15 protein-coding genes and 1 other RNA gene are annotated in these 21,933 nt (G+C 54.5%); 12 read left to right on the forward strand and 4 right to left on the reverse strand.

What is annotated here, in order from left to right:
• Positions 1 to 30 precede the first annotated feature (30 nt).
• Positions 31 to 2,007: a 3-phosphoshikimate 1-carboxyvinyltransferase gene (gene aroA, locus ALIPUT_RS01305; protein WP_004327789.1), complete on the forward strand. Its 1,977-nt coding sequence runs from the start codon at positions 31 to 33 to the stop codon at positions 2,005 to 2,007.
• 113 nt (positions 2,008 to 2,120) lie between these two features.
• On the forward strand, positions 2,121 to 3,134 hold the full coding sequence (aroC, locus tag ALIPUT_RS01310) for a chorismate synthase (protein ID WP_004327790.1): 1,014 nt from the start codon (positions 2,121 to 2,123) through the stop codon (positions 3,132 to 3,134).
• A 232-nt stretch (positions 3,135 to 3,366) separates the two neighbouring features.
• Here the strand turns inward: aroC and ffs are convergent.
• Positions 3,367 to 3,465, reverse strand: an RNA gene (ffs, locus tag ALIPUT_RS12280) — signal recognition particle sRNA small type.
• Between the two features lie 139 nt (positions 3,466 to 3,604).
• Here ffs and mltG point away from each other — a divergent pair.
• From mltG to ALIPUT_RS01365, 10 genes are all read left to right on the forward strand, one after another.
• Positions 3,605 to 4,630 (forward strand): endolytic transglycosylase MltG, encoded by a 1,026-nt coding sequence (mltG, locus tag ALIPUT_RS01315; protein WP_004327791.1) that lies wholly within the window; start codon positions 3,605 to 3,607, stop codon positions 4,628 to 4,630.
• 22 nt (positions 4,631 to 4,652) lie between these two features.
• Complete coding sequence (locus ALIPUT_RS01320) at positions 4,653 to 5,255, forward strand: L-threonylcarbamoyladenylate synthase (protein ID WP_004327792.1); 603 nt, start codon at positions 4,653 to 4,655, stop codon at positions 5,253 to 5,255.
• A 24-nt stretch (positions 5,256 to 5,279) separates the two neighbouring features.
• Positions 5,280 to 5,846, forward strand: a complete 567-nt coding sequence (locus ALIPUT_RS01325; RefSeq protein ID WP_004327793.1) for a DUF4199 domain-containing protein — start codon at positions 5,280 to 5,282, stop codon at positions 5,844 to 5,846.
• 7 nt (positions 5,847 to 5,853) lie between these two features.
• Entirely contained in the window at positions 5,854 to 6,822 is a 969-nt protein-coding gene (locus ALIPUT_RS01330) for a glycosyltransferase family 2 protein (protein ID WP_004327794.1), read from the forward strand.
• Between the two features lie 65 nt (positions 6,823 to 6,887).
• Positions 6,888 to 7,352, forward strand: a complete 465-nt coding sequence (locus ALIPUT_RS01335) for a DUF4293 domain-containing protein (RefSeq protein ID WP_004327795.1) — start codon at positions 6,888 to 6,890, stop codon at positions 7,350 to 7,352.
• Positions 7,353 to 7,644: 292 nt separating this feature from the next.
• The gene (locus ALIPUT_RS11980) at positions 7,645 to 10,725 is read left to right on the forward strand and encodes a DUF5689 domain-containing protein (protein ID WP_004327796.1); all 3,081 of its coding nucleotides are present in this window, start codon (positions 7,645 to 7,647) and stop codon (positions 10,723 to 10,725) included.
• Between the two features lie 92 nt (positions 10,726 to 10,817).
• Positions 10,818 to 12,026, forward strand: coding sequence for a DNA/RNA non-specific endonuclease (locus ALIPUT_RS01350; protein WP_227088531.1), 1,209 nt, complete (start codon positions 10,818 to 10,820; stop codon positions 12,024 to 12,026).
• Positions 12,027 to 12,034: 8 nt separating this feature from the next.
• Positions 12,035 to 13,072 carry an endonuclease/exonuclease/phosphatase family protein gene (locus ALIPUT_RS01355; RefSeq protein WP_004327798.1) on the forward strand — a complete coding sequence of 346 codons (1,038 nt, stop codon included), beginning with the start codon at positions 12,035 to 12,037 and terminating at the stop codon, positions 13,070 to 13,072.
• 20 nt (positions 13,073 to 13,092) lie between these two features.
• Positions 13,093 to 15,867 carry a TonB-dependent receptor gene (locus ALIPUT_RS01360; RefSeq protein WP_004327799.1) on the forward strand — a complete coding sequence of 925 codons (2,775 nt, stop codon included), beginning with the start codon at positions 13,093 to 13,095 and terminating at the stop codon, positions 15,865 to 15,867.
• A gap of 29 nt (positions 15,868 to 15,896) precedes the next feature.
• Positions 15,897 to 16,892, forward strand: coding sequence for a DUF5689 domain-containing protein (locus tag ALIPUT_RS01365; protein WP_004327800.1), 996 nt, complete (start codon positions 15,897 to 15,899; stop codon positions 16,890 to 16,892).
• Between the two features lie 620 nt (positions 16,893 to 17,512).
• Here ALIPUT_RS01365 and ALIPUT_RS01375 read toward each other — a convergent pair.
• From ALIPUT_RS01375 to ALIPUT_RS01385, 3 genes are read right to left on the reverse strand one after another with little or no spacing between them, the layout of a single operon-like run.
• Complete coding sequence (locus tag ALIPUT_RS01375; protein WP_004327802.1) at positions 17,513 to 20,350, reverse strand: M16 family metallopeptidase; 2,838 nt, start codon at positions 20,348 to 20,350, stop codon at positions 17,513 to 17,515.
• A 47-nt stretch (positions 20,351 to 20,397) separates the two neighbouring features.
• Entirely contained in the window at positions 20,398 to 20,616 is a 219-nt protein-coding gene (locus ALIPUT_RS01380; protein ID WP_022460848.1) for a helix-turn-helix domain-containing protein, read from the reverse strand.
• A 53-nt stretch (positions 20,617 to 20,669) separates the two neighbouring features.
• On the reverse strand, positions 20,670 to 21,389 hold the full coding sequence (locus tag ALIPUT_RS01385) for a DUF2975 domain-containing protein (RefSeq protein ID WP_004327804.1): 720 nt from the start codon (positions 21,387 to 21,389) through the stop codon (positions 20,670 to 20,672).
• Positions 21,390 to 21,933: the final 544 nt, after the last annotated feature.

The raw sequence follows: 21,933 nt of genomic DNA on the forward strand, positions 1-21,933 counted from the left end.
GATTGCCGGGCGATCCTCGAATCGTGTGAAATGGCCGAACTCCGGGCGGACCTTTGCCGTCTTTCGGTCGAAGAGGTCGAGCGGCTCGTGGAGATTCGGCCGAACCTGATTGCCACCTGCCGGATTGCGAACTCTTCCGAGACATTCGCCCGCGAGCAGCTCGAGGCGGCGATCCGCAGAGGGGCGCGTTATGTCGATATAGAGATCGAAGCGCCCGACGAGCATCTGGAATATATTCGTACGCTCGCCCGCGAGTACGGGTGCCGGCTGATCGTTTCGTTCCACGATTTCGAGGGAACTCCCTCCCTCGACGAGCTGAAGGGGATCGCCCGGCTGTGTCGCACGAAGGGGGCCGATCTGGTGAAGATCGTCACGACGGCCCGGAATATTTCGGATGCCGCCCGTACGATGCGTTTGTATGACCTGCAAGCCGACGGAGCGCTTTTCGAGGGTGCCGCCGCTGCGGAGCGTCCGCAGTTGGTCGCTTTTTCGATGGGCGAAGCCGGGAAATTCACCCGTCTGCTCTGCCTGAAGCTCGGTGCGCCTTATACGTATGTTTCAGCTGGAGCATCCAACGCCACGGCGTCGGGGCAATATACCCGCGAGGAGATGGAGCGGCTGCTTTCGGCCGAAAATTATCCTTTCGAGGGATTTCGCGAGTTCCGTCGGACGACGGTTGCCGTTCCTTGTTCCAAGAGCGTGGCTCAGCGGGCCGTGTTGGCTGCTGCGCTGGCTGCGGGAGAGAGCCGGCTCGCCAATTACGCCCCTTGCAACGATATAGTCGGAGCCGTCGAGGTCATCCGGGGTATGGGCTGCCGGATTGCGTCGGACGGTACGACGCTGCATATCGAGGGTGTCGGAGCGGAGCGCTTGGGACGTTGCTCGAAGATCGAAACCGGCGAATCGGGGCTGCTCACGCGGCTACTGACTCCGCTGGCATCCCATATTTCCGCTTTGAACGGCGGTGCCCCGGTGGAAATTTCCGGGCATGGCAGTATTCTGAAGCGCAATCTGCACGAGGCGGTCGCCGCGCTGCGCGAAGCCGGCGTGCATTGTTCTGCTCGTGAGGAGGGGTATCTTCCGTTTCGGATCGAGGGCGGTATTACCCGTCGTGAGATCGCCTTTTCGGGGCGGGAGAGTTCGCAGACCGTATCGGGTTTCCTGATGACTTTGCCGTTGTTGCAGGATGCGACCGTGCTGACGGTAACCGAGCCGTCGAGCATTCCCTACCTGGAGCTTACTTTGCGGACGCTGACTCGGTTCGGTATCCGACTCGACAGGGAGGCGTTTTACGACGGGGGGTGCGGCGGACGGAAGCCCGGGACGCCTTCGAAAATCGTCTTTTCGGTACCGGGCGGGCAGGAGTACCGTCCTTCGGACCTCTTCCTGGATGCTGATTGGAGTTCGGCCGCCTATTTCGCGGTGGCCGGAGCCGTCGCTTCGTCGCTGGGGCGGATCGAGGGGATTACGCTGCGCAATATGCGGCTCGATTCGCTGCAGGCCGATGAAAAGATACTCGACATCCTGCGTTCGTGCGGTGCCGATGTGAGCGTCGCGCCTGCGGACGTATCCGTAAGGGGCGATATGCCGGGAGATTTGCAGAACATCTCCGTTACTGCGACCGGCCGGCGGCTGAAGGCTTTCGAGGTCGATGCCACGCATTGCCCCGATCTGTTCCCGATCCTTGCGGTGCTGGCTGCCCATTGCGACGGTACGAGCCGTATCGCGGGTGTCGGACGTCTGACGCAGAAGGAGAGCAACCGGGCCGAAACGATCTATGCCGAGTTCCGGACGCTGGGGGCGCGGATCGACATCCAGGGCGACGAGATGTTCGTTACGGGCGGGCCGTTGCATGGAGGAGATGTCCGCTCGCACAACGACCACCGGATTGCCATGAGCCTGATCGTCGCCGGGTTGTTCACGCCGGAGCCGGTGCGGCTGGACGACGTGAAGTGCATCGACAAGTCGTTTCCTTCGTTCCTCGATCTGCTCGCCCGGCAGGAGTAGCGGGGCGGGCAGATGGTATTTCCGTTCCGGCGGAAAGAACGCTTTCCGTGCGGCGAAGCGCGGAAACGATGGGGCCGGACGATTGAAGTAAACTCGAAGAAACTTAATTGGCTATGAATTCATACGGAACAAAATTCAGACTCTCGATTTTCGGGGAGTCGCACGGTCCGCTGATCGGCGTGGTGCTCGACGGCGTGCCTGCGGGCATGCCGCTTTCGCGCGAGGATTTCCTCGCGGATCTCGACCGTCGCCGCAGCGGTGCGAAGGGAAGCACGCCCCGTAAGGAGAGCGATTTGCCGGAGATCGTAAGCGGCGTCTGCGACGGGCACACTACGGGTGCTCCGCTCACGATCGTATTTCGCAACAGCAATACCCGTTCGGGCGACTATTCGGACTTTCGCGCGACGCCCCGTCCGGGCCATGCCGATTTCGTGGCGGAACGGAAATACCGTGCCTTCAACGATCTGCGGGGCGGCGGCCATTTTTCGGGGCGGCTGACGCTGACGCTGGTGGCGGCCGGAGTCGTGGCCAAGAAGATGATCGGCCCGATCGAAATCCGGGCCCGGATCACCGAGCTGGGCGGTATTCCCCGCGAGCGGCTGAATTGCGAGCCGGGGAAGGAATTGGGCGCCGAGGGTGCCCCGACGCTCTGGGACGAGCTGATTGACCGCACGCTCCGGGAGTTGGATTCCGTAGGCGGGGTCATTGAGTGTACCTGCGACAAGGTGCCCGTCGGATTGGGCGAGCCGTTCTTCGATTCGCTCGAATCGCAATTGGCTCACCTGGCATTTTCGATTCCGGCGGTGCGGGGCATCGAGTTCGGCGACGGATTCGCCGCAGCCCGTATGAAAGGTTCGGAGCATAACGACTGTTTTGTGAACGGAGAGGGAAAAACCGCTACCAACGGAGCGGGCGGCATCAACGGCGGTATCTCGAACGGCAATCCCGTGGTGTTCCGCATCGCTGTCAAACCTACTTCCAGCATCGCGAAGAAACAATATACGTTCAATTTTGCGACGGGACGGATGGAAGAGTTCGTCGTCAAAGGGCGGCACGACGCCTGCATCGCCCTGCGCTGTCCGGTCGTGGTGGAGGCGATCGCTGCGATCGCGCTGGCTAACAACTGATCGTTTTTTGCCGAAAATCAATTGATTTTTAGTAAGTCGGATATTTGCAGCGCTGAATATTATTCGTATTATAATATTTGTCCCGCAGAGGTTTCGTTGCTCGATTCGATGCTGAAACGAAAGGAATACAGCAATACCGGGAAATATGTATTTCCCGGTATTGCTTATGATTGTTCCCTGAATTGGTATCGACGGTTTTTGAAGTCGGCCGGAAATGGGCGGGTACACAAAAAAAGGGTAAGCTACTTATATCGCACCGCTACGACCACATACCCTTGCTTGATTCCTCACCTGGGGGAGTCTGTGGGAGCTGGTCGTATAAGACTTACCCCAGCACAAAAATACGAATTTTTTGTATCTTTGCAAAGAAAAAAGGAACTATCTGCGATTTTGTCGCTGTTTTTCGAGAGCCGGATGCCGAAAAGGCTGCCTGGATGTGTCTCGGAGGGCGGTGCGGGGAGAGTTAATGAATGAAGAGAATGACGGCGAAAAAAAGATTGCTTGTCGTGTTTATTGCTGCGGTTGCAGTCGGGGCAACGGTGGCTTTGGTTTTCATCTTTCAGTTTTTCGGAGATGCCGTCCGGGAGCGGAGCGACCTTTATATAAGCGCCCGCACGGACTACCCGGGGCTGCTCGACTCTCTGCGTCCCCGTACGGACCATCACTGGGCTTTTGACCGGTATGCCGGCCGTCTGGAGCTGGAGCGCTCCTTCAAACCGGGGCACTACGTACTGGAACCGGGAATGAACGTCGTCGAAATCGCCCGGATGCTCAAACTGGGGATGCAGACGCCCGTGCGCGTTACGCTCAACTATGCCCGTACCCGCGCTTTTCTCGCTTCGCGGCTGGCCCGCCAGCTCGATGCCGATTCTGCGGAGCTGATGCGGGCGCTGACCGACCCGCAGCTCGCCCGGGAGGTCGGGACCGACAGCCTGCAGCTCTTTTCGATCTTTATCCCCAATACTTATGAATTTTATTGGACGGTTTCGCCCGAGGATTTCGTGCGCCGCATGCGCAAGGAGTACGACCGTTTCTGGACTCCGGAGCGGGATGCCGCCCGCCGACGCAGCGGTTTGAGCCGGGACGAGGTGATGACGCTGGCTTCGATCGTCACCGAAGAGACCAACAAGGCCGACGAAATGCCCCGTGTGGCGGGAGTCTATATCAACCGCCTGCGGAAAGGGATGCCCCTGCAGGCAGATCCGACGGTCAAATATGCGCTGCAGGATTTTTCGCTTCGCCGGATTCTGCACAAGCACTTGAGAACCCCTTCGCCGTATAACACCTACCTGAACAAGGGGCTGCCGCCGTCGTCGATCGCGATGCCTTCGGTCGCTGCGATCGATGGGGTGCTGAACTTCGAGAACCACGACTATCTCTTCTTCTGTGCCCGCCCGACTTTCGACGGTTATCACAGTTTCGCCCGCACGTACGGCGAACATCTGGCTAATGCCCGGGCTTATAGTGCGGAGTTGAATCGTCGGAATATTAAATAATTTGTCTATATTTGCCCTCCCTATGTTGGTTAAAATCTATACCGAGAATCCTTCCGAGAAGGAGATCGACCGGGTGGTGAACCTGCTCGAAAGGGACGGCGTGGTGATCTATCCGACCGACAGCGTCTATGCCTTCGGCTGCTCGATCCGTTCGGCGAAGGCCGTCGAGCGGCTGCGCCGGATCAAGGGGAAGGATCTCACGACGTTTTCCGTCGTGTTCGATTCGCTCGGGCAGATTGCCGATTATTGCCGGGTGGATAACGCTCAGTTCCGGTTGCTGAAACAAAATCTGCCGGGGCCCTTCACCTTCCTGCTGGATGCATCGTCGCGTATGCCGCACAAGGCGCTCGAACGGCGTCGCACCATCGGGATCCGCATTCCGGACAATTCGATTCCTCGGGCCATCGTCGAGCGGTTGGGAGCTCCGCTGCTGACCTCTTCCGTGCTGGATGACGAGGAAACCGAATATATGACCGATCCGGAGTTGATCCACGAGCGGTACGGCCGGGACGTAGAACTGGTGATCGACGGAGGTGTCGGCGATGCGGTGCCGACGACCGTCGTAGATCTGACGGGCGGCGAGCCGGAGATTTTGCGGGAAGGCAAAGGCGTGTTGCGGGAATAAACGTATGCTAAAAATAGAAGAAGAATGACAAAGTTCAAATTCTGGAACGAGGTCTGCAAGTACGGAGCGATCATCGGACTGGTCATGTCCGTAGCTTTCGTTATCGAGCAGTCCCTGATGTTGTCGGGGTGGTTTTCAACGATGGGGCTGGTATGGGTCTTGGCCGCAGTCGTATATATCGTGTTGCTTTATCGTTTCGCCAAGCGTCGCCGCGAGCAGTACGGTCAGGAGCAGGGATTTCCTTTCGGCCACGGCTTGGGTTTTATTCTGGCTCTGATCCTGGCGTCGGCCATGATCAAGGGGGTGGTAGAATACCTTTACCGCAGTGTTTTCATCGGATATTCGGAGTATATCGACCGATACACTTCCGCATTGATCCGGTTCGCTGAGGAGGGAAAGTTCCCTGCGTCGATGGAGGGCGTATTCGCCGAAATGCTGAAAACCATACAGGAGGCGTCGGAGCCTTCCATTCAGGCTACCGTAGGAGCTTCGATCTGGGGCAACCTGATCGTCGGCCTCGTCCTGGGGCTTATTTTGGCCGGCATCCTGGCGCGTGCACCCCGGCCTTTCGGTCCTCAATCCGAAGAGTAAGAGAACGATGGATGCTACGCTCGACATATCGGTCGTCGTTCCTCTCTATAACGAGGAGGAGTCCTTGCCGGAGCTGGTCGAATGGATCGATCGCGTGGCTCGCGGCGAGGGTTTGTCTTACGAGGTAATCCTGGTGGACGACGGTTCCGGCGATGGTTCGTGGCGCGTGATCGAAAATCTGCACGAGCGGTTTGCGGCGATGCGGGGGATCAAGTTCGCTCGCAACTACGGCAAATCCGCCGCCTTGTATTGCGGTTTCGCTGAAGCGCGCGGCGAGGTGGTTTTCACGATGGACGCCGACTTGCAGGACTCGCCGGATGAGATTCCGGCTCTGCGGCGTATGGTCCTCGACGAAGGGTACGACCTGGTGTCGGGCTGGAAAAAGAAGCGCCACGACCCGGCCGGAAAGCGGTGGCCGAGCAAGTTTTTCAACTGGACGGCCCGCACCGTTTCGGGAATCCGGCTGCATGATTTCAATTGCGGACTGAAGGCCTACCGCCGCCGGGTGGTCAAGGCGATCGAAGTCTATGGCGAGATGCACCGTTATATCCCGATTCTGGCCAAACAGGCCGGATTCAAGCGGATCGGCGAGAAGGTCGTCGAGCATCGCGCCCGCAAGTACGGTCATTCGAAATTCGGTATGGAGCGGATGGTGAAAGGGTATCTGGACCTCATTACGGTTTCGTTTCTCTCGCGTTTCGGCCGTTCGCCGATGTACTTTTTCGGCAGCCTGGGAACGTTGATGTTCCTTTTCGGCGGCTGTACGACGGCGTGGGTGATCGGTGCCAAGTTGTATAAACAGTGCCACGATCTGCCTGTGCGGGCCGTAACGGACCAGCCGCTTTTCTATCTTTCACTGCTGGCTGTCGTGCTCGGCGTGCAGTTATTCCTGGCGGGATTCCTGGGTGAGTTGATCGACCGGAATGCCGCAGACCGTAATAAATACCTGATCGAAAAAACATTGGATAATCAATAAACCTTGCAGAGCCTGCGATTTTCGGCAGGATTCGAAGAGGTTCGCATAAACAAAATAGAAGTTATATGATTCAACGTATTCAGACTCTGTATCTGTTGCTGGTCGTCGTACTGACGGGATTGGCCTTGTGGCTGCCGCTGGTCGATTTCACCGTTGGGGCGGACACTTGTACGCTGACCGCTTTCGGCCTGAAGGATGCCGCCGGCATCACGTTGCTGCCGACGGTGTATCTGGGGGTTGTTCTGGTTGCCGCCTGTCTGGTGCCGCTGGTGACGATTTTCCTTTTCAAGCGCCGTCTGGTGCAGATCCGGTTATGTGCCGTCGAGTTGGTGCTCCTCATCGGTGCCGGGGCGATGATGGGAATCTATTTCTACCTTTGCAACCGTTACTTCGCGGACAGTGAATTTTACTCCCATACCCTTAAAATTTCGCTCGTTTTCCCGTTGGTCTGCCTGGTTTTCGACTTGCTGGCTTTGCGGGCGATCTTCCGGGACGAAAAGCTGGTGCGGTCGCTCGACCGGATTCGCTGACCGGACGTATTTCTCGGAAAAAAGGCGTGCGGTCAAAACTGCACGCCTTTTGTGTTTATTTTGCCGGGAAAGAATACGGTTTGGTGGGGTTTTTGATACGAAATAAAAATCCGGTGTGTCGTTATATTTGATTTAACGGGATTGTAATACGAAAATAGTGTTCGAATTATTGTCGAAACAGGAAAAAATAGTATTTTTACAAAAAGTTTAAGAATAAGTGGCCTGAGTAAATATGCAAGACGATGAAGTTATTTTTAACCTATTTTTATATCACTCTAAAATTTAATTGTTTATGAAAAAGAGTAGCATTTGGAAATTGCTCTTCAGTGCATTGACCGTGTTCGCCGTGGCGGTGTTCGCGGGATGTACCGACGACAATGACGACATGGGCGCTCCCTATCTGAACGTCACGCCGGAGAACCTGACGTTCGATGCGGAGGGACAGCCCGCAGATGAGTACAACGGTACTTTTATCGTTGAAACGAACCGTCCCTGGCGTGCTATCGTCGAGGACGAACAGACTTGGGTGCGCCTTTCGGCTACCGAAGGCGAGGGCGACGCTGCCGTGACCGTTACGGTACCCGCTTCGAACATCGGTCAATCGGCCAAGGTGACTTTCGAGGTTTACAACTCCTACGGCGCATTGATTCAGAAGGATGTCAATGTGCTTCAGGGCGAAGTGGTGCCGCCGACGCTCATCTTCAACGAGACCGCAGGTAGCGAGTCTGTTGCGAACCCGTATCCGTTGGTTGCCGACTATACGGGTTGGAACACCACCGGCGAGGGGGCTTCGAAGGTTTCCTACGAGGGCGTGAATACTTCGATCCGCGCTTCCGGTAAGAGTAGTGCGGGTGCTTATGACGGTGCTTCGGGTCCGAACGTGATCTTCTTCGGCTCGGCTCCGGCAACCTTTACGGTTAAAGACATAACGCTTGCCTCCGACCAGACCAATCTGAAGCTGACTTTCGGCGGACAGTATTACGACAGTGATAACAATGACAATAATTTCAACAAGGACAACTTCGTGGTTTATCTCAGTGCGAACGGAACGGACTATACTCCGCTGTCTTACGAGGTAAACGACGGTGATCAGGTCGATCCTTACTGGGTATTTGCAACCAAGAACTTTACGCTCAAGAATGCGACTTCGACGCTTTACATCAAGTTCGAGGCGAAAGCATCTTCGAAGTTCCGTCTGGACGATATCACGCTGATGACCGGTAACGGCGGCGAGGAGATCGACTTGGCGGGCGGCGGTGTCGTGCCTCCCGATCCGAGCGGCGATGCGATTTACGAGAACAATTTCGATAAGACGCCTGCTGCGGAGGTCGATGGTAAATGGCCGTTCCTGGACCGGACCGACGCATGGCAGAATGCTTCCGGTACGGGTAATTCGACGGTGACCTATACCTCTACGAACGTATCGGTGCGTACTTCCGGCAAGCTCAGCGGCGGTTACGACGGTGCTTCGGGTTCGAACAAGATTTTCTTCGGCTCTGCACCTGCGACTTTCGACATCAACACTATTACGATGCCTGCGGGCAAGACCAACTACCGGATCATCTTCGGCGGTGCTTATTCGAAGAAGAACGGTGCGACTTACGACAACATTTTCAAACCCGAGTCGTTCCACGTCGCCGTAGGTAACGGAACCGACTGGTCGGGCAACCTGACTTACGAGAAGATCGGCGGCAGCGATACGACCGATCCTTACTGGATTCAGTTTGCCGTAGATTTCACGCTCAAGGAGGCTGTCAGCCAGCTTTCGATCCGTTTCACGGCTGATCTGGCGTCGGCATTCGCAATCGATGACGTACAACTCGTCGAGGGCAACGGCGGTCAGGAGGTCGATCTCGAAGGCGGTGTGGTTCCGCCCGATCCGGGTGAGGCTACGGCCATTACCATTCCCGAGCTGATCGCGCAGATGACTGATACGAAGGCTCCGGTGGATGCCAATGCAGATCGTTATCTGGACGCTGTAGTGATGAACGACGTGGCCGGCGGCAACTATACCTTCAACAACCTGATCCTCGCTACCGAGAATGCGACGGAGGCCGGTAACGGCATCACGCTCTACGGCAGTCAGGTAGAACCTTCGACACTTGGTCTGAACAAAGGCGACAAGGTGCGTGTAACCCTCTATAAGGGGCTTGCCAAGGTAGAGAATTACAATGGTATGTACGAAGTGACGGGCGACAGGGAAGCGACCTGGTGCAAGGTCGAGAAGACCGGTACGGTGACTTCGATTCCTACGGCGACGATCGCCGCTGCAGATCTGGCGAATTATCAGGGTATGGCCGTGACGATCGCCAATGCGTCGGTTGCCGAGGGCGGTGTTTGGGCGAGCGCAGCGCAACTCTCTTCGCATACTTTCACTGCCGATGGAGCCAATTTCACCGTATTCTGCAAGCAGAGCGATGAAAAGAACCCGAGCGTGTTCCTCGACGTACCTTTTAAGGCTGGTTCGGGCAATATCTCCGGTCTGGCTGCCGTATATAAGAATAATTCCCAGCTCGTTCCGCGCAATCTGGACGACGTGGCCGCTTTCAGCGACAGTTCGACCCCGATGATTACGGGGGTAACTCCGGCCAGCGTTTCGATTCCGGCTACTGGCGGAGACCAAGTTCTTACGGTTTCTGTACTCAACCAGGGTGACAACCAACTTAGTGTAAGCGGACTGACCCCTCCCCTGAGCGCTACGGTCGATGGCTTGACCGTGACGGTCACGGCCGAGGCCAACACCGGTACGTCGCCCGTTAATCAGACGCTGACAATTACCCTTGCCGGCAGTACCAAGACCGTGCCGGTTACGTTGCTCGGTACCGGCGGCGAAGGCAGTGGTACTTATACGCTGATCGACAATCTGTCGAACCTTACTGCTGGAACATTCCTTATGGCCGGATTCCGTGCCAAAGGTGAGGCTCAGTCCGGTTCTACTACAGAACCGAATCCTGCAGCAGAAGATTATTATGGAGTTTGGACCGGTGAAATGATAACCGGAAATGGTAAAACAGATTGCGAAACGCTTCAAATGACGTTTGCAAACGGGGAATTAACCAAGATAGATGCTAATGTGACTAATTCTCCTGCTGAAATGGAACTTGTCGCAGTTGATGGTAAGTCCAATACATATTATATCAAGTGTAACGGACAGTATTTGGCTTCCGGTTCCAAGAGCCGTTCATTGTCATTGGGAGCCGACCCTGCGGAATGGGTATTCTCAATGGTTGATAAAGACGGTGAGTCCCGGTTGGTTGCAGCAAATGGCGGTTGTTCGTTGCAGACGGTAGATAGTTCTTTCAAGACGATGATTCGTGGTTATCAGAGCGCTACGCAGGGTAAGCACGGAATTTATTTCTTCAAAAAGAATTAGTTTCTAATTTTGAAAATTCAAACTCTTGGAGGGATTATCCCCTCCAAGAGTTTGGTTTCTCGGATAGTTTTTATAGTTTACCGATGATGTCGATGTTCAGATATTGTGAGAAGGGATGGAAATGGCTGTTCCTGACGATGATTGCGCTCTCTGTCGTAGCTTGCGGCGACGATACGGACGATTTTTCGGGTTCTGCCGTATGGCGGACCTCTTCGACGGTCGGAGCTGCGGAGGGTTCGGCCGCCATACAGATTGAGGGACCTGTCGGCGCCGGATGGCGTGCCGAAATCAAGGACGGAGGTGCTTGGTGCTCGTTCAGGCTCAACGATCCGACGGTCCTCGTGAAGGAGGGCACCGTACAGAGTTCGAACATCAGCAATATCCTGGACGTCTATTACACGGCGAATACCGGGAGCGGGGAACGTTCGGCGACCATCGAATTCGAATTTTTCGGCGGTGAGCCGCAGGTGCTCGTGCTGACGCAGTTTTCGGCCTCTTCGACCAACGATCCCTACGATGAAGGTCATGCGAAGGCCTGGGCCGAATTGCCGGAAAAGCGAGTCGATGAGAATTTCGTTTACGTCAGCCACTTCGCTTCGCTCAATAACCGCACCGTGCGCAACTATTCGTTCTGCTACGACAAAACGCTCCATGTGGCGCATTGGGTGGCTTATCCGCTGCATTCGGTATATAGGGGGTCGATAGACCGTACCGACGATTTTCAGTACGATCCGAAGGTCGATTATTCCTGGCAGCCCAACCTCGCGGCCGGTTCCTATCGGGGCAGTTACGACCGGGGACATCAGCTCCCTTCGGCGGACCGTACGGCTACGCGGGAGTTGAATCTCCAGACGTTTTATGCGACCAATATGACGCCGCAGCTCAACCGGCTCAACCAGGATATGTGGGCCAATCTCGAAGCCAAGGTGCGTGCGCAGATATGCAACGACACGCTTTATGTGGTGACCGGTTGCTATTATGCCAATACCAATACGACGACGACCGACCGTGACGGGAAAGTTTGTCCGGTCCCGACGAATTATTTCAAGGTATTGCTTCGCACGCGCACCGGTACGACCGGTAAACGTATCGCGGATTGTTCGGCCGATGAATTGAAGGCGATCGGATTTTGGGTGGATCAGAAGAGCTACGGCGATATTCAGCCGCCTGCGTCCATTTGCATGAGCGTGGCGGAGATTGAAAAGAAGACCGGCTTTACGTTCTTTCCCAATATTCCCGAGTCGGCTGCGGAATCCGTAAAGGCACAAAACTCTCCGAGCCAATGGGGAATCCAAAACTAATTTGACTTATGAAAAAACGACTGATTTTTACAGGACTACTGGCCTTACTGTTCGCAGCCTGCTGTTTCGCGCAGAAACCGTACAAGGTGGTCTTTTACAACTTGGAGAACTTTTTCGATACGATCAACGATCCCGAGGTCAATGACGACGAATTCACGCCGGAAGGACCTAAAAAATGGAATTCTGTCAAGTATGCGAAGAAGTTGGGTAATACCGAAAAGGTGCTTTTCGACATTGCCGGTATCGATAAGGATTATCCGATCGTGATCGGCGTATCGGAGGTGGAGAACCGCTCGGTGCTCGAAGATATCATCGCTACGCCGAAGATGGCTCCGGGCAATTACCGGATTTCGCACTACGACTCTCCCGAAGCTCGCGGTGTGGACGTCGCTTTTATGTACCGTCCCGATGTCTTCAAGCTGGAGGGCAGCGCACCGATCCGCACGCAGATTCCTTCGCTTCCGAATTTCAAGACCCGCGATATTTCGACCATGTGGGGTACGATCGACGGCGAACCGTTCTTCTTCATGGTGGCTCACTGGCCTTCGCGTCTGGGCGGCAAGGACGCTTCGGAGTTCAAGCGTATCGCCGTCGGCGAGCAGATGCGCCGAATCGCCGACTCTGTCCTGAAGGTCAATCCCGCGACCAAGATCGTGGCGATGGGCGACTTCAACGACGATCCGACCGATCAGAGCATGCTCGAAGGATTGGGTGCCAAGCCCAAGACGAAGGAGCTTCAGCCGGGTGATTTCTTCAGTCCGTTCCACGCCGTGCTGCGTGCCGGTATGGGAACGCTGGCTTACGGCGACGCCTGGAATCTCTTCGACAATATCGTAGTGTCGGAAAACCTGGTCAATGCGAAGCCCGGCGAGTTGCGTCTGGTGCGGGCTCCGGGATCGAAGTACTACGGGAATGTCTTCAAGCGTAACTATATGATCCAGCGGGAGGGGCAGTTCAAAGGCTATCCTTTGCGCACGTACGTCGGAAACAATTTCCAGGGCGGTTACAGCGACCACTTCCCCGTTTATATCTACATCGGTAAATAAATACCTTAACTTGAAAGGATATGAAAATAAAAAGTTTACTAATTTTTGTATTTACCCTGATGTCGCTGACTGCGTTCGCTCAGAGCGGCGGTATCAAGGGTAAGGTCGTTTCCCGCGAGGGACGTGTCGCGGTGGACGGGGTGAAGGTTTCGGTCACTCCCGGTGAAATGACTGCCACGACCGACGGCCGAGGTGGTTTCGTGATCGAGAATGTCGAGCCCGGCGAATATACGTTGCAGTTCGAGGCTCCCGAATTCGAGCCTTTGACGCTCGTGGTGCGCGTGGACAAGATGGTGCGCGACATCAATACGGTGATTCTGGTCCCCGAAGTGCTTTCGACCGTAATGGACGATTCGATCTTCGCAGAGTTCGACACCGAGAGCGGCAACGATGCGCAGTCGCTGCCTTCGTCCCTTTCGGCTTCGAAGGACGTTTTTAACAACATCGCTTCCTACCGGTTCAGCGAGATGCGTTTCAACGTGCGTGGTTACGATTCGCAGTATTCGGACGTTTACCTGAACGGTATTCGCTTCAACGACGCTATGACGGGCTATACGCCCTGGTCGTTGTGGAGCGGTCTGAACGACGCTACGCGCAACCAGGAGATCACCAACGGTTCGGTCATGTCGGATTACGGCGTGGGTAGCATCGGCGGTACGACCAACATCAACGCCCGTGCTTCGCAGGTGCGCCAGGGCCTTCGCGTGAGTCTGGTGAACGCCAATTCGATGTATCGCTTCCGTGCCATGGTGACCTATGGCTCGGGTCTGCTGGACAACGGCTGGTCCTATGCGTTGTCGGTATCTACCCGTCAGGGCGGCAACTCCTACGTGGACGGCGTCTATTACAACTCCTACGGATATTTCGCTTCGGCCGAGAAGATTTTCAATTCGCGTCACCGGTTGGGCTTCACGATTATGGGTGCTCCCACCGAGCGCGGTGCGCAGCAGGCTTCCACGCAGGAGGCTTACGATCTGGTCGGCAACAACTATTACAACCCCAACTGGGGCTACCAGGACGGCAAGATGCGTAATGCGCGCGTGCGTAACAGCCACGAGCCGATCGCTATGATCAACTATACGTTCGATCCCAATGAGCATACCCAGTTCAACCTGGCCACTTCGTTCCGTTTCGGTAAGAACGGTTATTCGGCGCTGACGTGGTACGACGGTGCAGACCCCCGTCCCGATTATTACCGCTATATGCCGAGCTACAAGTTGCTGAACGCTACCGACCTGGAGGCCGCTTCGATGGCTGCGGCCAGTCTGGCGGATCAGTGGATGCGCAACGTGGGTAATATCCGCCACTTCGACTGGGACGAAATGTACCAGACCAACATGAATTTCCGCAATGCCGAGGATGAAGCGATATACGGTCCCGGCGCCCGTTCGAACTATATCATCGAGGAGCGCCATACCGACCAGTTGGACTGGAACCTCGCCGCGCAGATCAGCCGAATCTATAAGGATAACTCCCGTCTGACGGCCGGAGCCAACGTCCGCATCAACCGCACGTGGTACTACGACGAGGTGAAGGATCTGCTCGGCGGCGACTATTACGTGGACGTCGATAAATTCGCACAGCGCGACTTCGGCGATCCGATCATGGCGCAGAACGATATGGATTATTATAACCAGTACGGTCATGCAAGAGCCGTCAGAGAGGGCGACAAGTTCAGCTACAACTACAAGGCGCATCTGCGTTCCGGCGGTGTATGGGCTACTTATGCCACCCGTTTCGGCGGTTTCGGCATGAAGTTGGGCGCCGAGCTCGGCGGACTTTCGATGTGGCGCGAAGGTCTTTGGCGCAAGGGTCTCTTCCCGGATAATTCGAAGGGCAAATCGGAGAAACTCGAATATTTCGTATATAAGGCCAAAGGTAATTTCGACTATGTCATCAATGCCAACCATACTTTCGAACTCAACGCCGTGGCGATGCAGAATGCTCCTGCGTTCCAGTCGGCCTTCGTTTCGCCCCGTACGCGTAATTCGGTAACTCCGGGGCTTACGACGGAGAAGGTTTACGGCATCGACGCTTCGTACAACCTGCGTTACGGCGATTATAAACTCCGTGTTTCCGGTTATTATACGAAGGTGAACGACCGTTCGAAGGTGATCTCCTTCTACGATGACGTGCTGAAGACCTATACCAATTTCGCCTTGAGCGGTATCGACGAGCAGTATTTCGGTCTGGAAGTCGCCGCTTCGATTCCGATCTACAACGGTTTGTCTTTGAACGGTGCGATCAGTTGGGGTCAGTACACTTACACGTCGAATCCCAATTACGTGCAGATTGCCGACAACAGCGCCGAGCCGCTGAACTCCGGTACGGTCTATTGGAAGGATATGCGCGTGGAGAGCACTCCGCAGACGGCTATGAATATCGGTTTGTCGTACCGCGGTCCTCATAACATCTACGCATCGATCGATCTGAACTATTACAACAATATGTATCTGTCGATGAACCCGCTTTACCGTACGGACGAGGTGTTGTTGCCTACGATGACGGACGAACAGATCCGGGAGCTGCGCAGTCAGGAGAAGTTCGATTCGGCCTACACCTTGAGTGCGAGCATCGGTAAGAATTTCTACATTCAGCGTCGTTATACGCTCGGCTTCAGTTTGCAGGTGAATAACATCCTGAACAACCAAAATATCAAGACCGGCGGTTATGAGCAGATGCGTGTGCAGGGCATTAAGACCGGCAAGGAGATCACTTCCTACCAGAAGTTCGCTCCCAAGTATTTCTACCTGTTCGGCACGACTTACTACCTGAATGTCTATTTCCGTTTCTAACGGCTTAACGAATTAATATTGTGAAGAATATGAATAGAATAGCAACCATATTTCTGGCGGTGACAGCAAGTTTGTTCTTCGTCGGCTGTTATAACGATTTCGATACGCCGGCTCCTGCGAAGGTATGGACGGATGCGGACTTCAGCGACAGTAAAATCATTTCGATCAAGGAGCTGAAGGATATTTTCGAGGAGGCTTATCCCGGGACCAGCGGTATCGGCCAGTCGCTGACCATTACCGACGACCTGGTGATTCGGGGCAAAGTCATTTCCAGCGACCAGGCCGGTAACGTCTATAAGTCGATGTACCTGTACGATGAAAGCTGCCAGTCGGCCATTGAAATCAAAGTGACTTCGGGATATTACATTACCTATGCTCCCGGTCGCCTGGTTTATATCCGTTTGCAGGGTCTGGTGCTGGGAAATTACCGCACGATGCTCAGCGTGGGTGTCGCATCGACCAATTCCGATTATGCGAACGGTAACATGGAGGATCGCAATACCTTGGAAGAGCATGTCAAGCTCGGCGAATTGATCGGCTTGACGGCGGCCGATACTTTGGTGGTTACTCCCGCTTCCTATTCGACGCTGACGGATGAGTCGCTGGGGCGTTTGATCCGTTTCGAAGGGTTGGAAAGCAAGTTCGGCAAGGCCGGCTGGGGGTATAAAAATACATTCCCCAACTACTTCGCCAACAGTACCTCCTACGATGTGAATTCTCCGGGTTGGACCGATATCAACGATTGGGCTACCTGGGCGACGAAGCGGGTCGATGAGCTTACGCACGAGAGTACGTTCTATTATGGCTCTGCCTGGTTCACCTATGGCGACATCAACACCCTCGCAGGCAATTATGTCGTACGTTCGAGCGGTTATTGCCGTTTCCGTGACGAGAAAATACCTGCGGACGGTTCCGTGGTGAACATTACCGCGATCTATACCAAGTTTTCGCAGGGCAGCGATGCGACGGCGGCCTATCAGTTGTTGCTGAACAAGGCGTCCGACGTGGTCGTGACTTCGAAATAGCCGCAGTTTGCAGTTGAAATCGCCGGGCCTCATCTTTTTGATGAGGCCCGTTTTTTATTCTTTATGCGGTTGCGATTCCGCTCGTATTGTCCGCGAAGGAGCTGCCTCCGGTCTTATGAGGCGTAAATTTCAGGGAAGAGCAGTGCGCGGAAGTCGGAGCGCATGATCTTGTCCCGTTACTGTTTTTCCTGCCTGCCGGGGAGCCGGTTGCCGTATGTCCGAAAAAAGCAAGACATTGTTCGGATCGTTCTTTTGCTGCAAGTTGGCAGGCTGTCGCACCGGGGGACCTGCTGTCCGCATAATGCGATTCCGACTGCCGGGAAGGGGCAACGTGATCGGCAGAGAGCTGTCCGCAAACGGAAGAGCGTCGCCGAAACGGAGAATTCGATGCGAAGTGCGGAATCGGAAAGCATGGCGGGGTATGACATAACGTCGTTCGTGGAGTTTGGTTCCGCGTCTGTTTTCCGGAAACGGATACGATTCCTGTGCGTGGACGATCTTCCTGCATTGCAGATAGGAGCGGAAAAGGAAACATCCGTGAACAGGAGTCCGAAACCAAAGAAAACCCCCGAACCGGTGAGAGTTCGGGGGTAGTAGTGAATAAAACCTGTTATTGATGATTATTCATCTGTTTCGGGTTGAGCTTCGGGACGCATGGTGACCTGTATTACGTTGCCGCTGTCGAGGAGCTTCTTCGCCAGGTCGCGGATCTCGTCGTAAGTGATGCTGTTCAGGGTCTTTTCGTAGTCGGCGAGCAGATTCTGCTTGTGACGGTTGTAGTCGTCGATCAACCCGAACCAGGTGCCGTTATTTTCGAGCGTATTCTTGAATTGCTTGACCAAGTATTCGCGGGAGTCGTTGATGTCTTTGGCTTCCGGTCCTTCAGTCGCGATTTTCTCGATTTCATCGAAAACGATCGGCACGAGTTCGTCGGCCATCTCCTCGTTGGTGTCGAACTGTATTTGCAGGAGGGCCTGTTTTTCGGGACGATACGAGAGAGTATAGCTTACCTGTACTCCGTACGTGCCGCCTTTCTCCTCGCGGATGGATTTCAGGTAACGGTTGTTTAGAGCCATGTTGAGCAGCAACATGGTTTGCTTGTTGCGCAGCGTGTAGTCCGCATCGCTCGAGAAGAGCAGGAACTCCGAAACTTTCGGCTGCAGCATCGGGGTGCGGAAGTCGTTCACGACCTTGCCTTTGGCTGTGCGGAGTTTGTCGTCCGTGAACTTAAGCACGTGTTTCGAGGTGGGAATCGAACCGATATATTTCTCGACCAACGGCTTCAACGTTTCCAAATCCACGTTGCCTACGAAGGTGAACGTAAAGCTGTTCGCACCCGGGTAGAGCGTTTTGAAGGTTTTCGGCAGATTTTCGAACGAGATGCTTTCCAGGGCCTCGATCGTCAGCGGCTGCTGACGCGGATTGTCGCTGTAAAGCGTTTTGATCGTTTCTATCTGCATGATGTAGTCGGGATTCGAGGTCAGGTTCTGGACGTATGCCTTGTAGCTGTCCATCGTCGTGTTGAAATCCTCCTCCGAGAAGCGGGGACTTGTGAAGTTCTGGTAGAGCAGTTGGAGCATCGTTTCGATGTCTTTGGGCGAGCAGTAACCGCTCATACCGTTGCTGTAGTTATTGACGTACAGGTTGATTCCGGCTTTCTTGCCTGCGAGCTGCTTGTTCAGTTCGATTGCAGAGAATTTGCCCACCCCCGACTGGGCCGCGATGACCGGAAGGAATTCACCCTCCTTCACCTCAGTATCGGCAAGCTGCGACATCCCGCCGTCAGCCTGTACCTGCAGCAGGACTTCGTCCGCCTTGAGTTGGGTCGGTTTGACGATGATCTTCACACCGTTCTTGAGAATCCATTCGGTCGTTCCGAGATCCTCGTTGTATGCGGTCTTTTTCACGGGCGAGCCTTTCAGCTTGATATCTGCGGGGATCAGAGGCTCGCTGACGGTATTGTCCTGGTAAGCCTCGACGTCGGATGCCATGACCTCGCTGCGGATGGCCAGAAGTTCGGCTTCGGTCGGCTCGGTCAGTCCCTCTTTCTTCGGTACTTCGACGGTGATAACCTGGTTTTCAGGTGTCAGAAGTTGTTTTACCCAAGCATTCACATCGTCGAGGGTCAATGCTTCGAGGTATTGTTTGTCGAGGTTGTACTGCGTTTCGGCATCTGCCATAGCGGTATTTTTCTTGTAATTCGCCAGGTAGGTTTGAACATATTGTCCGTTCGTAAGGTCGTTCCGATTGGCATAGGTAGCCTCGGCCTGACGCAGGAATTCAGCTTTCGTACGATCGAATTCGCTCTGTGTAAAGCCGTAACGCTTCATCTTTTCCATCTCTTCGAGGATAGCTTTGTAACCGCAGAGCAACTCTCCGTCTCGAGTTTGTACGGCGACCATCGTGAGATCTTGGGTCGGATTCACTCCCAGTATGTTGCCTGAATCCATCCCGGCACTCAGGAACGGAGCATCGGGCTGCATGGCGATTTCATTCATACGGTCGTTCGCCATGGCACTTGTGTAGGAGTTGAGTACATCGTACATTTGGCTAATTATCAGGTTGTTGTATTGCTTGGGGAGAGCGGGTCGTTTGATGAAGAGCTGCATGACCGAAGCCGTCATTTCGGGATCGGAAAAGATGCTGACGATGGGTTCTTCGTTTTCAGGAACTAGGTAAGCCTCTTTCTGCGGGGCATCTGCAGGGGAAACCGGAATATCCGCCATCAGGGTTTTGATCTTGTTTTCGATCCGATCGACGTCGATATCGCCGACTATGACGATCGCCTGGTATTCCGGGCGATACCACGTTTTGTAGAAGTCGTACAAGGCTTTATGGTCGAAACTCTTCAGACCGTCCAGATAGCCGATTACGTTGCGGTGCTCGTATTTCGAGCCTCTGTTGACGGCGGCGTTGCGTCGTACCATGGCGCGCCATCCAGCTCCGTCGCGGGTGCGCAGCTCCTCCATGATTACGCCGCGTTCGTTGTTGATCTCCTGAGGCTCCAGACTGATGAACTGCGACCAGTCGTGCAGGATCAGCAGTGCGGTGTCGATCGTCGCAGGGTTTGCTGTGGGCACATTGTCCAGGTTGTAGCATGTTTCATCGTAAGAGGTGTAGGCATTCAGGTCCGCACCGAATTTGACGCCGTTACGCTCCAGATATTCTATCATCTTTTTGCCCGGCAGGTTCTTGGTGCCGTTGAAGGCCATGTGTTCGAGGAAGTGGGCGAGGCCCTGTTGGGAATCTTCCTCCTGGACAGCTCCTACGTGGTGGAAAATGTAGAAAGATGCCTGTCCCTTGGGTTTTTCGTTGTGACGGATGTAGTACGTCATGCCGTTTTCGAGTCGTCCGACGCGCACCTCCTTATCGGCGGGAATCGGCATGTCAGGCTGTAGTTGCGCCATGACATTCGTCATTGCGAACAGCGTGACAAGTAAAAGAATGAACCTTTTCATAAAATGATTGTTAATTGATTTTGGGTGAAATTATTTGTATTGCGTTGTCATTCGGTTGTTTCTTCCGGTCGGTATTCGATGATGTCGCCCGGCTGGCAGTTCAGTTCGCGGCAAATGGCTTCCAGCGTTGAAAAGCGGATCGCCTTGGCCTTGCCGTTCTTGAGAATGGAAAGGTTGGCCGGGGTGATATCGACCCGCTCGGCGAGCTCGCCGAGTGACATCTTTCGTTTCGCCATCATGACATCTATGTTGATGATTATCGCCATGTCTTGCGTCCCCCCCCCCGTGTGTATATTGTATATCGACATTTATTTTTTCTTTAGATCGTGAGTTTTTGCTCTTCGCTCAACCGGGATCCGATCGAGAAGACCTCGGCCGAGAAGAGTACCAGAATCGCCATGACGATGTTCCAGTAGTTGAGCGGGAACGAGGCGGCGACTTGCAGGGGCGAATCTTCGAGAAACGTCCGGGTCGTACTCTGGTAAATATAAGAGCCGACTCCGGTGCAGACTTCGGCCAGAATCAGCAGGAACCCTACGGCACGCGTGTAGATGATGATACGCCCCGGCAGGGGTTGTTCGTCCCGTACCGATTTGCGCAGGATATTGATAATCAGCGCTACCAGGATCAGGATAGAGAGCTTGGCCAGCAGGGCCGGGATGGACAGCAGCAGTATGTAATTGATTCTGTTCAGTGTCCGGACTACTGTCGGGTCACTGTTTTCGTCCGTTTTGACGTAGATATTAACCCCCGTATATTCGGCTTCGGTGGAGATCGATGCGTGTCCGGTTTCTATCGGGAAAAGAGTTTCGTCGCTCTGGGCGTTTTGCAACCGGGCCGCCAAAAAGTAGGTGTGTTGCGCGATACCGTGTTTTTCCTGCATCCGAATGTCTTCGGACGCAGCCTGCCAACCTGTCGCCAGACTCGACGACACGTGGGGCACGAAGCTGTGGATGAATCCTGCGGCCAGAGCCAGGAAATAAAAGATGTAAATGACCAGCAGATGGCGCCGCAGAGATTTTTTCTGTTTTTTGTCCATTTTCGGTTTGCTGAATACGTAATGGAGGTGTTCGACCTGTTTTTAACCTCCGGTGAGGCAAAGATAGTAAAGAACTTCTGCAAAACAAATAATTTTTATCGTTTTTCGATAAAAACGCAATAAAATATAACGAATGATGTTTCTCGTCTGAATACGGAGCGGAATTTTCCGGACTTTTCCCGAACCGGAGATCGGACGGGCAACCCGGCTGAAACCTACCGAAGGTCGGACCGGCAGGGATCATCCCCGTCTTGGAGGCGAGGCCCCTGCAAGTACGGACGATCGAAACGAGAAAGCCCCTCTACGAGCTTCGTTACGCGGGGGAGCCGAAAACAAAAGTTGAGTTTGGTTCTCCGCTCTTCTTGTTATTATCTTTGACTTCTTCTTAGACACTCCATGCCGGCAAAACGCAAATAAAATTTGCTTTTGCACCCGGCTTATTCGTATCTTTGCACGAAATGCAGTCGGCGCGGCCGGAAGGCTTCGCTCTGTTTCCGGCATACGCCGCTACTGTCCGCAGGAAGCCGGGCCGGGGCGTTTTTGT

Source organism: Alistipes putredinis DSM 17216 (assembly GCF_000154465.1).
Lineage (GTDB): Bacteria > Bacteroidota > Bacteroidia > Bacteroidales > Rikenellaceae > Alistipes > Alistipes putredinis.